This is a genomic window from Dickeya sp. NCPPB 3274, from assembly GCF_000406205.1.
GTDB lineage: Bacteria > Pseudomonadota > Gammaproteobacteria > Enterobacterales > Enterobacteriaceae > Dickeya > Dickeya fangzhongdai.
In genome coordinates, this window is sequence record NZ_CM001979.1 from 1747866 (window position 1) to 1759740 (window position 11875).

At 62.2% G+C, this 11875-nt stretch carries 9 protein-coding genes; 7 read left to right on the top strand and 2 right to left on the bottom strand.

Annotated features, from left to right (window positions below; all coding sequences use genetic code 11):
- Positions 1–115 precede the first annotated feature (115 nt).
- Both DXX3274_RS08350 and DXX3274_RS08355 read left to right on the top strand, forming a co-directional pair.
- Positions 116–2245 carry an alpha-galactosidase gene (locus tag DXX3274_RS08350; protein ID WP_042859395.1) on the top strand — a complete coding sequence of 710 codons (2130 nt, stop codon included), beginning with the start codon at positions 116–118 and terminating at the stop codon, positions 2243–2245.
- 53 nt (positions 2246–2298) lie between these two features.
- Positions 2299–3579, top strand: a complete 1281-nt coding sequence (locus DXX3274_RS08355; protein WP_042859396.1) for an MFS transporter — start codon at positions 2299–2301, stop codon at positions 3577–3579.
- A 110-nt stretch (positions 3580–3689) separates the two neighbouring features.
- Here the strand turns inward: DXX3274_RS08355 and DXX3274_RS08360 are convergent, their stop codons facing one another.
- Positions 3690–4496 (bottom strand): C1 family peptidase, encoded by an 807-nt coding sequence (locus DXX3274_RS08360; protein WP_084478866.1) that lies wholly within the window; start codon positions 4494–4496, stop codon positions 3690–3692.
- Positions 4453–4803 carry a hypothetical protein gene (locus DXX3274_RS23960; protein ID WP_193747064.1) on the bottom strand — a complete coding sequence of 117 codons (351 nt, stop codon included), beginning with the start codon at positions 4801–4803 and terminating at the stop codon, positions 4453–4455. The genes DXX3274_RS08360 and DXX3274_RS23960 overlap by 44 nt, the downstream gene beginning before the upstream one ends.
- Between DXX3274_RS23960 and DXX3274_RS08365 the strand changes: the two genes are divergently transcribed.
- The 5 genes from DXX3274_RS08365 (at position 4783) to DXX3274_RS08385 (ending at position 11864) form a co-directional block, all read left to right on the top strand.
- Positions 4783–6240, top strand: a complete 1458-nt coding sequence (locus DXX3274_RS08365; protein WP_042859398.1) for an NAD-dependent succinate-semialdehyde dehydrogenase — start codon at positions 4783–4785, stop codon at positions 6238–6240. The two genes, DXX3274_RS23960 and DXX3274_RS08365, sit on opposite strands and share 21 nt — an antisense overlap.
- Before the next feature lie 424 nt (positions 6241–6664).
- On the top strand, positions 6665–8137 hold the full coding sequence (locus tag DXX3274_RS08370; RefSeq protein ID WP_042859399.1) for an aldehyde dehydrogenase: 1473 nt from the start codon (positions 6665–6667) through the stop codon (positions 8135–8137).
- A 92-nt stretch (positions 8138–8229) separates the two neighbouring features.
- Positions 8230–8898, top strand: a complete 669-nt coding sequence (locus DXX3274_RS08375; RefSeq protein WP_042859400.1) for a haloacid dehalogenase type II — start codon at positions 8230–8232, stop codon at positions 8896–8898.
- A 19-nt stretch (positions 8899–8917) separates the two neighbouring features.
- The gene (locus tag DXX3274_RS08380; RefSeq protein WP_042859401.1) at positions 8918–10195 is read left to right on the top strand and encodes an FAD-binding oxidoreductase; all 1278 of its coding nucleotides are present in this window, start codon (positions 8918–8920) and stop codon (positions 10193–10195) included.
- A 64-nt stretch (positions 10196–10259) separates the two neighbouring features.
- Positions 10260–11864 (top strand): ABC transporter substrate-binding protein, encoded by a 1605-nt coding sequence (locus DXX3274_RS08385; protein ID WP_042859402.1) that lies wholly within the window; start codon positions 10260–10262, stop codon positions 11862–11864.
- Positions 11865–11875 lie beyond the last annotated feature (11 nt).

Here is an 11875-nt window from a genome sequence, read left to right on the forward strand (position 1 = left end):
TGTCATCGCCTTCATCGTTCGCTTTTTAACCCGATCACAAAACCAAAACGTTTCGGTTCCTATCCGAAACGTTTCGGAATACAAATAACCTCATCAATCGTTCAGGAGGATGAGGATGGATACGACGCTGATTCGTCTCGCCAGCCCGGTGACGGATGTGATTGTCCGTTGCCGACCGGCGGCGGAAATACTGTACTGGGGGCCGCATCTGGCGACGTTTTCGCCGCAGGATGCGGACAGCCTGTCGCGGCCGGTGGCGAACGGCCGGCTGGATGTGGACGTGCCGGTGACGCTGGCGGCGGAAACCGGGCGCGGGCTGTTCGGCTCGCCGGGGATCGAAGGCCATCGCAACGGTCTCGACGCCTTTGCGGTGCTGACCACCGTTGAGGTACGGCAGCCCGACCCGCAGCAGCTGGTTATCGTGGCGGAAGACCCGCAGGCTGGCCTGCGCCTGACCACCGAATTACGGGTGCACGCCGACAGCGGGGTACTGCAACTGCGTCATTGCCTGACCAACCTGCATCCGGGCGACTGGCAGGTACAGCGGCTGGCGCTCACGCTGCCGCTGCCGGAATCGGCGGCGGAGGTGCTGGCGTTTCATGGTCGCTGGGTGCGGGAGTTTCAGCCGCATCGCACCTTGTTGTCGCACGGCAGTCTGGTGCAGGAAAACCGCCGCGGGCGCACGTCGCACGAGTATTTTCCGGCGATGGTCGGCGGCGAGCCGGGATTTGCCGAGCAGCACGGTCAGGTGTGGGGCGTACACCTGGGCTGGAGCGGCAATCACCGGTTGCGCGCGGAGGTGAAAACCGACGGCCGGCGGTTGCTGCAGGCGGAGGCGCTCTATCTGCCCGGCGAAATCGCGCTGGCGCAGGGGGAGTCCCTGACCACGCCGTGGCTGTACGCCGCCTGTTCCGGGCAGGGGCTGAACGGCATGAGCCAGCAGTTTCACCGCTTTCTGCGTCAGGAGATTATCCGTTTTCCGCACGGCAAGGCGCGCCCGGTGCATCTCAACACCTGGGAAGGGATCTACTTCGAGCATGACCCGGCCTACATCATGCAGATGGCGAGTCAGGCGGCGGCGCTGGGCGTTGAGCGCTTCATTATCGACGATGGCTGGTTTCGCGGCCGCGACCATGACCGCGCCGCGCTCGGCGACTGGTATGTGGACCAACGCAAGTACCCGCAGGGGCTGATGCCGGTGATCAATCATGTGCGGGAACTGGGCATGGAGTTTGGCATCTGGGTGGAGCCGGAGATGGTCAACCCGGATTCCTGCCTCTACCGCGCCCACCCGGACTGGCTGCTGGCGCTGCCCGGCTACGACCAGCCGAGCGGCCGTTACCAGTACGTGCTCGACCTGTCTAACCCCGAGGTGTTCGATTACCTGCTGGCGCGCCTGAGCTGGCTGTTGGGCGAGCACCCTATCGATTACGTGAAATGGGATATGAACCGCGAGCTGGTGCAGCCGGCGCATCAGGGACGGGCGGCGGCCGACCGCCAGACGCAGGCGTTTTACCGTCTGCTCGATGTGCTGGGCGAGCGCTTCCCGCAGGTGGAGTTTGAGTCCTGCGCGTCCGGCGGCGGGCGTATCGATTATGAGGTGTTGCGGCGTTGCCACCGCTTTTGGGCGTCCGACAATAACGACGCGCTGGAGCGGCAGACGATTCAGCGCGGTATGAGTTATTTCTTTCCGCCCGAGGTGATGGGCGCGCACATCGGTCATCATCGCTGTCACGCTACCGGGCGCCGGCACAGTATTGCCTTTCGCGGCTTGACGGCATTGTTCGGCCATATGGGCATCGAACTGGATCCGGTGCGCGCCGATGCGCGGGAGCAGGATGGCTTTCGCCATTACGTGGCGTTGCATCGGCGTTATCGCGCGCTGCTGCACACCGGCTGCCTGTGGCGGGTCGACATGCCGGACGCCTCCACCCAGGTGCAAGGGGTGGTCAGCGCCGATCGGCGTCAGGCGCTGTTTCTGATAGCGCAACTGGCGATGCCGGATTACGCGCTGGCCGGGGTGCTGCGGTTCCCCGGTCTGGATCCGCAGGCTCGTTACCGGTTGACCGTGGTGGATCATCCTGACCTGAAGCCGGTGATCGAAGGCGGCAGCACTATGCGCCAGTTACCGGCGTGGATGGCGACGCCGGCGGAATACAGCGGCGAATGGCTGATGAAAGCCGGGCTGCGCCTGCCGATCCTCAACCCGGAAACGGCGCTGCTGCTGGCGTTGGAACGTCTGTAATACGGCGGGAGAGGGCGACCTCTCCCCAGTCTGGACCCTCTGAGGATAATAATATGGACATCAGCCACCCGACCCTACGCATCACCACTCACAAACATAACCGCAATTTCTGGATTTTCGGCCTGTTCTTCTTTCTGTACTTTTTCATCATGGCGACCTGCTTTCCGTTTCTGCCGGTCTGGCTGGCGGAAGTGATCGGTCTGAACAAAACCCAGACCGGGGTGGTGTTTTCCGCCATTTCACTGTTCGCCATTCTATTCCAGCCGCTGATGGGCGTATTGTCGGACCGGCTGGGGCTGAAAAAACACCTGCTGTGGGTGATCGCCATCTTGCTGTTTTTGTTCGCGCCGTTCTTTCTGTATGTGTTTGCGCCGCTGCTCAGGGTCAACAGCCTGCTGGGGGCGATGGCGGGCGGCGTTTACATCGGGCTGGTGTTTTCCGCCGGTTCCGGCGCGGTGGAAGCCTACATTGAGCGCGTCAGCCGCCAGAGTGGTTTCGAGTATGGCAAGGCGCGCATGTTCGGTTGCCTGGGCTGGGGGCTGTGCGCCTCGACGGCGGGCATGTTGTTTAACGTCAACCCGGCGCTGGTGTTCTGGATGGGGTCCGGCGCGGCGGTGATGCTGCTGGTGTTGCTGCTGATAGCCCGTCCCGAGCCGCATCCGACGGCGCAGGTGATGGATGCGCTGGGCGCCAATCAACCGCAAATGACGTTGAAAATGGCGGCCGGGGTATTTGGCGATCGCAAACTGTGGATGTTTGTGCTGTACGTGGTGGGAGTGGCCTGCGTGTATGACGTGTTCGATCAGCAGTTCGCCAACTTCTTCAAATCGTTTTTCGCCACGCCGCAGCAGGGCAATCAGGTGTTTGGCTTTGCCACCACGCTTGGCGAACTGGCTAATGCCGTCATCATGTTCTGCTCGCCGTGGATCATCAATCGCATCGGCGCCAAAAATACGCTGCTGGTGGCGGGGGCGATCATGACGGTGCGCATCGTCGGCTCGGCGTTCGCCACCACGGCGGTGGAAGTGGTGGCGTTGAAAATGCTGCATGCGCTGGAGGTGCCGTTCCTGCTGGTGGGCGCGTTCAAGTACATCACCACCACCTTCGACACCCGATTGTCCGCTACCATCTACCTGATTGGGTTTCAGTTCGCCAAACAGTCGGCGGCGATTTTCCTGTCGGCGATGGCGGGGAATCTGTATGACCGCATCGGTTTTCAGCACACCTATCTGATTCTGGGCGCTATCGCCCTGACGGTGACGCTGATCTCCGCGTTCACATTATCCGGCTCGCGCGCCAATGCGCAGCCCGCGTATCGCACAACGCTATCCTGACATCCGGGAGGACAAAGTCGGCCTGCCGTCTGGCCGACCTTGCCCGTACTGTCATCGCGATGTTTGGGAGCTGCGCGAATGGATTGCCGGACAGCGGCTAATCAGGGCGGCTAATTCTTAACCGTATTGATGGTCCAGATATCATGCGACAGCCGGCCGTCCAGCAGGTAGGCGTACGGCATGTGGAAATAGCCGTTGTCACCCACGTCTTTCCCCCACGAATTACGGAATTTGAAGAGCTGGGTGGTGTTGTCATACCCCACGCACAGCACCGCATGACCGCCTTCCGGTCTGTCCTTGCCGGAGGGTAACGGCACCACCAACGGTAGATTTTGCAGATCGACCCAACTGGAATAGACCGTAAAGCCGAACACAAATGGAAAACCGCAGGCCAGGCAGTTTTGCAGGTGCGCCAGGTCCTGATGCAGCCGCTGATAGTTGGTGATGGTGTATTTCTGCGCATCCTGATAGCAGCGCGCCGGTGGTTTGGTGGCGGCCGGCGCGCCGGGCGGAAACTCGCCGCCGTCTTCCTGCGGCGGCGTCGCCACGTAGGGCCACTCGTCTTCCGGGCAGACGCCGAGTTTGTGCAGGGTTTTGATGCCGTCGCGCAGCATGGCGCCGGAGTCGTGTTTGACGTCTCCCTCAATGGTGCGCTCGTTGTAATAGATAAATAACCGGGAGGGAATGAAGTTCGGCCTTTCGCCGATTTTCAGCCGGCTGAATTGTACGGCGCCTGCCAGCGCGTTAGCGGTGCAGGAGCCGATGGGGCCCTGATCGTACACCTCAAAGGTCGGGGTCAGGTCCACTTTGGCCGGCAAGACTTTCAGTACGCTTGGGTCCGGCGCGTAGAAATGGTCGCGGATATCTGGGATATCAGGAATGTAGCCCAGTAGGGATTTGCGTCTTTTGGTTAGCATGGTCATCAACCTCTTGGTTGTAGGGTTCCCGCCCATTGTTGACGATGCGCTTGATACAGCCATCAGAATGGGTTGAGAGATCGTGACCGGCTGATAACCGTCTGTTGCAGGATATGACCCCGAAAAATCCGGTATCGACCGCCAGCGCCGTTTGCCTGCCGCTGACGGCACAAAATGCGGTTTGCGCCGGTAACACCGTGGTTTGTTTCGTTACATCCTGCTGAATGCGCATCGGCCGCGCAGGCGCTTTTAGTAGAGTGAAAGCCTTATCTGTCAAGGAGGCTTTATGTTCAAACACATGCTTCACGACCCCGGCCTGCTGCGCCGGCAGGCGTTTTTCGCCGGCGCGTGGCGGGATGCGGAAAACGGCGACACGCTAACCATACAGGACCCCGCCACCGGTGAGGCGCTGGCGACCGTTCCGGCGCTGGGGGCGGAGGAAACCCGGCAGGCTATCGACAGCGCCGAGGCGGTACGGGCCAGTTGGGCGGCGACGCCGAATGCCCGGCGGGCGGCGTTGCTGGAGGCCTGGCACCAGTTGATCGTGCAGCATGAGGCGGATCTCGCCGTGCTGATGACGGCGGAGCAGGGCAAACCGCTGGCGGAAGCGCTGGGTGAAGTGCGCTACGGCGCCAGTTTCGTCAAATGGTTCGCGGAAGAAGCGCGCCGTATTTACGGCGAGACTATTCCGGCGCCGGGCAGCGACCGGCGTATTCTGGTGTTGAAACAGCCGGTGGGCGTGGCGGCCGCCATCACCCCGTGGAATTTCCCGATCGCCATGATCACCCGCAAGGTGGCGCCGGCGCTGGCGGCCGGTTGCCCGGTGATCGTCAAACCGTCCGAGCTGACGCCGCTGTCGGCGCTGGCGTTGATGGAGCTGGCGCGCCGCGCCGGCATCCCCGATAACGTGATACAGGTGCTGACCGGTTTGCCGCAGGCTATCGGCGAAACGCTGACCGCCAGCCCGCTGGTGCGTAAAATCTCCTTCACCGGTTCGACCCGCGTCGGGCAACTACTGATGCGCCAGAGCGCCGACAGCGTCAAACGCCTCAGCCTGGAGCTGGGCGGCAATGCGCCGCTGATCGTGTTCGACGACGCCGATCTGGATCTCGCCATCGCCGGGGTGATGAGCAGCAAATTTCGCAACGCCGGTCAGACGTGCGTCTGTGCCAACCGCATTCTGGTGCAGCGCGGCATTTATGCCGCCTTCACCGAACGGCTGCTGGCCGCCGTGGCGGCGCTGAAGGTGGGCAACGGCTTTGATGACGGCGTTACTATTGGCCCGCTGATTAATCCGGCGGCGGTGGCGAAGGTCAATGCCCATATCGACGATGCGCTCAGTCAGGGCGCGGGTCTGCTCGCTGGCGGCATCGCCCGCGGGCCGGGCACCTTTGTCGCGCCGACGGTGCTGACCGAGGTTACGCCGGCGATGCGTATCGCCCGGGAAGAAACCTTTGGGCCGGTGGCGCCGTTGTTCCCGTTCGATAGCGAGGACGAGGCGATCGCGATGGCGAACGATACCCCGTTCGGTCTGGGCGCCTATTTCTTTACCGAAGACATGCGTCGTGTCTGGCGGGTCGGTGAAAAACTGGAGTTCGGTATGGTGGGGTACAATACCGGCATTATTTCGATGGAAACGGCGCCGTTCGGCGGCGTGAAATTATCCGGCATTGGCCGTGAAGGTGCGCATCAGGGACTGGATGAATATCTGGAGCTGAAAACCTTTCATTTCGGCGGCCTGTAAATTCATTAGGTACGACAGACTATTTGTATCAATTAGGTAAACGCCCGGTGCGAAAAATTCGCCCGGGCGTTTTTTTTATTCCGGCGTTATTTCTTCACTTCCGGTCGGCATCTTATTTTCTTATCGCTATTCTGGTGCAATAAATTAACCCGCTGCTTTGTGGTGGTGCATGAATAAGATCATGTAAATCAGCTAATTATGTCGCCGGCTTATCTGGAAAAAATTCCCATTCATAACGGCATAAAATTTTTTTCCGCCCGGTTATACGCATTATTATTTTTTCCCCTGACTGGCATACTTTCTGCATTGGTTATGAACAAGTTACGGCTGGGTTAATGGCTGCGGTGCGTGCTTATGATGCGACCGGCGGGCGTTGACGCTATTTTCGGCCGCGAGTTCCCTGCGGAAAATATAAGGTCAGATTATGTTGAGTTTTAATCCCGATAATGTCCGGCTGCCGTTGGGGCATTTTATTGATGGTCAGCATCGTCGTGCGCAAGGGCAGGCGCTGACCGTTAAGCGGCCGTCCGACGGTAAGCCTTACGCCGAGCTGTCTGAGGCTGACGCCGATCTGGTGGACGAGGCGGTAACGCGGGCGGAGCAGGCGTCGGTACAAAGCGGCTGGCGCACCTGTCCACCGCGCCAGCGCGGCGCGGTGCTGCGCCGCTGGGCTTCGCTGATCGACGCCGATGCCGACTACCTCGGGCAACTGGAAGCGCTCGGCTCCACCCGGCCGATTAGCGATGTGCGTCAGCACGAAATCCCCTTTACCGCCGAAGCGATCCGCTTCTATGCCGAATGCGCCGACAAGTTTGGCGGCGACGTGCTGCCGACCCGCGAATCCAGCCTTGGCCTGCTGGTGCCGGAGCCTTACGGCGTGATCGCCGCGATCACGCCGTGGAATTTCCCGCTGTCGATGGCGTCCTGGAAGTGCGGCCCGGCGCTGGCGGCCGGCAACGCCGTGGTGCTGAAACCGTCGGAGCTGACGCCGCTGTCTACCGTGCGCATGGCTGAACTGGCGCTGGAAGCCGGTTTGCCGCCCGGCGTACTCAACATCGTACAAGGCACCGGCGCGGTGACCGGCGCGGCACTGGTGGCGCATCCGCTGGTGCGCAAGGTGTCGTTCACCGGCTCTACGCAGACCGGGGCGCGCATCATGAGCGACGCCGCGTTTCACGGCATGAAGCCGGTGACCCTCGAACTGGGCGGCAAAAGTCCGCAACTGGTGTTTGACGACGCGGGCGATCCGGCGACGGTGGCCGCCCGCATCCTGCGCGGATTCACCGCTAACGGCGGGCAGGCATGCGTGGCCGGTACCCGGTTGATTGTACAGCGCGGCATCGCCGATGCGCTGGTGTCGCAGCTGATCGACGGCTGCCGCGCGATTCGTCCAGGCGTCACCTGGCAGGAAGAGAGCCGCTATTCGCCGCTGATTGACGAACGGCAGTCGCACAAAGTCGCGAGTCTGGTGGCGGCGGCGCAGACGGCGGGCGGGGAGATTCTGGTCGGCGGCGAACGCTTCGCCGACACCGGCGATGGTTATTTCTGGCAACCGACGCTGATTGCCGGCGTGAAAGCCGACAACCCGGCGGTGCGTGAAGAAATCTTCGGGCCGGTGCTGACGGTGCAGTATTTCGACGATGAAGACGAAGGGCTGGCGCTGGCGGCGCACCCGACCTACGGCCTGTGCGCCGGGGTACACACCCTGAACATCGAACGCGCGCTGCGCGCCATGCGCGGCATCGCCGCCGGGACGGTGTGGATCAACCGCTACGGTCGCTCCGGCGACTTCATTATTCCCACCGGCGGCTTTCAGGGCTCGGGGATCGGCAAGGATCTGGGGCGGCAGGCGTTTGAAAGCTGTCACCGCTACAAGAGCGTGCTGATCGACTTTTGACGGCATTCGATTTTTAACGACATTCGATTTTTAAAAACGTCCGATTCCGGGGCAATAACCGCCTCCGTTATGTTCACTGTTTGAGGTAGCAAATGGCTGTGTTTAAACCGAAATACATCACCTTCGACTGTTACGGCACGCTGATCAACTTCGACATGGCCGGCGCGGCGCGCGCCACGTTTGCCGATCGGGTCAGCGAGACCGCTATGCCCGCATTTATCCGCACTTTCTCCGCCTACCGGCTGGATGAGGTGCTGGGCGCCTGGAAACCCTACCCGCAGGTGGTCGGCAACGCCATCCGCCGGACCTGCGCCAAATGGGGCGTGTACTGCGACGATCGCGACTGCGACGCCATCTATACCGCCGTCGCCACCTGGGGACCGCATCCGGACGTAGCGGCCGGGCTCAGCAAGGTGGCGGCCGAGTTCCCGCTGGTGCTGCTGACCAACTCGATGAACGATCTCATCACCCATCACGTGCCGCGGCTGGGCGCGCCGATCCACCGGGTGTTCACCGCCGAACAGGCCGGCGCTTACAAACCGCAGATGCGCGCGTTCGAATACATGCTCGACCAACTGGGCTGCGGCCCGGACGAGATTCTGCATGTCTCCTCCAGCCTGCGTTACGACCTGATGACCGCCCACGACATGGGCATCACCCACAAGGTGTTCGTGGCGCGCGGGCATGAGCCGTCCACGCCGTATTACGGCTATACCGAAATCGCCGATATCGGCGGGCTGGCGGCGGTGGTCGGGCTGTAACGCCCGGATGGAGGCGGTGATGAAACTGGATTCTTTCTGGCAGGCAACCGCACCGGCGTTTGACGGCGTGGATCGCGGTGGGTTGCCGTCGCACGCCGATGTGGTGGTGATCGGCGGCGGATTTACCGGCCTGTCGGCGGCGCGTCGGCTGGCGCGCGACGGCCTGCGGGTGGTGGTGCTGGAGGCGTCTCAGATCCTGAGCCAGGCCTCCGGGCGCAACGGCGGGCACTGTAATACCGGCGTGGCGCAGAATTTTTCGTCGCTGGCGGCGTCGGTAGGGCTGGAACAGGCCAGCCGTTACTACCGCGCTTACGCCGATGCGGTGGATTACGTGCAGCAACTGGTGGCGGACGAACAGATCGACTGTGATTTCCTGCGCTGCGGCAAGCTGAAACTGGCCAGCAAACCATCGCATTTCCCGTCGCTGCGCGCCGCCTGCGAGCTGATGCGCGCCACAGTGGACCCGGATGTGGAACTGATCGGCGCGGACGAGATTCGCCGCGAGATTGGCAGCGACGCCTTTCACGGCGGGTTGATCCAGCACCGGGGCGGACAGATGCACATGGGCAAGTTCGGCGTCGGGCTGGCGCAGGCGGCGGTGCGTTACGGCGCGCGCATTATTGAGCAGACGCCGGTTACCGGACTGGTGAGAGTCGACGAGCATCGCCACAAGGTGATCACCGCTCGCGGCGCGATCGATGCCGACCGGGTGCTGATGGCGACCGGTTGCTGCGAGCGCGGGCCGTTTCGCTGGTTTCGCCGCCGCATCATCCCGGTGGGCAGTTTTGTGGTGGTGACCGAACCGCTCGACCCGGCGCTGCGCGCCAGCCTGTTCCCGACGCTGCGCACTTATGTCACCTCGCTCAATATCGGCAACTATTTTCGCACCACCGCCGACGGGCGGCTGGTCTTCGGCGGTCGCGCGCGCTTTGCCATGAGCAACCCGACCGTCGATCGCCACAGCGGCGACATCCTGAAAGCGGCGATGACCGCGCTGTTTCCGCCGCTGCGCGATGTGCGTATCGATTACTGCTGGGGCGGGCAGGTGGACATGACCGCTGACCGGCTGCCGCGTGCCGGGGTGCGGGACGGCGTGTTCTACGCGCTGGGCTACAGCGGACACGGCACCCAGATGTCGGTATGGATGGGCGACCTGATGGCCGGATTGGCGGCCGGACGGGAGCGCGACAACCCGTGGCAGCGGACCGACTGGCCCGCGATTCCCGGCTACTTTGGCAAGCCGTGGTTTCTGCCGCTGGCGGGACTGTATTACCAGGCCAGGGATCGGTTTTCCTGAACGTGTTTCCTGAATGTCGTGATGACGAAAATCTCGCGATAACGCAATTTTTGAGGGTGTGCAGATGAGTAAATATGAAAAAGACGGTAAGACCCCGCGTTCCCCTCTGTCGCAGGCCATCAGGGAGGTATCGTTAACCCGGCGCGGCGTGATTCGCCTGCTGTCGGCGGGCGTGGTGATGAGTTCCGGCCTGTTGGGCTTTCCGGAACTGAGCCTGGCGGACGATAAACCGGTCAACGGCGGCAAACTGCGGGCAGCGGTGTCCAACGCCTCGGCGACCGATACCCTCGACCCGGCCAAAGGCAGCAATAACGGCGATTATACCCGCCAGTTCATGTTCTACAGCGGCCTCACCGAGCTGGATAAACACATGATCCCGCAGCCGGCGCTGGCCGAATCGCTGGAAACCACCGACGGCGCCAACTGGCTGCTCACGCTGCGCCCCGGCGTAACGTTCCACGACGGCAAGGCGTTGAGCGCACAGGACGTGGTGTACTCGCTGAGCCGCCATAAAGACCCGGCGGTCGGTTCGGTCGCGATTAAGCTGGCGGAACCGATGCAATCGATCACCGCGGTCAGTCCGTCGCAGGTGAAGATTGTGCTGGCGCAGCCGAACTTCGATCTGCCGTCCATTCTGGCCACCAGCGCGTTCCTGATCCTGCAGGACGGCGCTAAAGACTTCACCAAAGCCGTCGGCACCGGCCCCTATATTTGCAAGGAGTTCTCGCCGGGCGTGCGTTCGGTGGGCGTGCGCAACCCGAATTACTGGAAACCGGGGCTGCCGCATCTGGATGAAGTGGAACTGCTGGGGGTGACCGATCAGGCGGCGCGCGTCAATGCGTTGCTGTCCGGCGACCTGCACGTGGTGGCGACCATCGGCGCCCGCGACGTCAAACGGCTGGGCGAGAGCAGCCAGTTCGGCATTCTGGAAAGCAAATCCGGCATGTACAGCAACCTGATTATTCGCGCCGATCGCACGCCCGGCAGCAACCCGGATTTCGTGCTGGCGATGAAGTACATGCAGCCGCGCGAGATGCTGCTGAAAACCGTGATGCAGGGCTACGGCGATATCGCCAACGACGTGCCGGTGCCGCCGTGGCATCCGTTCTACAACAAGGACCTGCCGCAGCGGCCCTATGACCTGGACAAAGCGCGCTTCCACCTGAAAAAAGCCGGTCTGGCCGGAATGAAGGCCGAGATCATCACTACGCCGAACATTGAGGGCGCGGTGGAAGGCGGCCAACTGTTGCAGCAGATCGGCAAGAGCGTCGGCATGGACCTGCAGGTACGGCGCGTGCCGTACGACGGCTACTGGTCGTCCCACTGGATGAAGGACCCGATCGGTTACGGCTCCATCAACCCGCGCCCGACGCTGGACATGCTGTTCTCCCAGTTCTACCGCTCCGACGCGCCCTGGAACGAGTCAGGCTGGAAAAACGACCAGTTCGACCAGCTCGTGACCGTCGCCCGCAGCGAGCGCGACGTCGCTAAGCGCAAACAGATGTACGGCGACATGCAGCAACTGATTTACGACCACAACAGCACGCTGATCCCGCTGTTCATCAGTTCGATGGACGGCTACAGCAAGAAAGTGAAGGGGATCGAACCCTGGCCGTCGGGGCTGCTGATGGGCTATCGCTTCCACGAGTTCGCCTGGCTGTCGGCCTGATAGCGGAGGAA

Bases quoted from the DNA above. Each gene is read 5' to 3' on its own strand.
- DXX3274_RS08355 (WP_042859396.1), top strand. From the start codon at position 2,299: ATGGACATCAGCCACCCGACCCTACGCATCACCACTCACAAACATAAC.
- DXX3274_RS08385 (WP_042859402.1), top strand. From the start codon at position 10,260: ATGAGTAAATATGAAAAAGACGGTAAGACCCCGCGTTCCCCTCTGTCG.
- DXX3274_RS08370 (WP_042859399.1), top strand. From the start codon at position 6,665: ATGTTGAGTTTTAATCCCGATAATGTCCGGCTGCCGTTGGGGCATTTT.
- DXX3274_RS08380 (WP_042859401.1), top strand. From the start codon at position 8,918: ATGAAACTGGATTCTTTCTGGCAGGCAACCGCACCGGCGTTTGACGGC.
- DXX3274_RS08365 (WP_042859398.1), top strand. From the start codon at position 4,783: ATGTTCAAACACATGCTTCACGACCCCGGCCTGCTGCGCCGGCAGGCG.
- DXX3274_RS08350 (WP_042859395.1), top strand. From the start codon at position 116: ATGGATACGACGCTGATTCGTCTCGCCAGCCCGGTGACGGATGTGATT.
- DXX3274_RS08360 (WP_084478866.1), bottom strand. From the start codon at position 4,496: ATGCTAACCAAAAGACGCAAATCCCTACTGGGCTACATTCCTGATATC.
- DXX3274_RS08375 (WP_042859400.1), top strand. From the start codon at position 8,230: ATGGCTGTGTTTAAACCGAAATACATCACCTTCGACTGTTACGGCACG.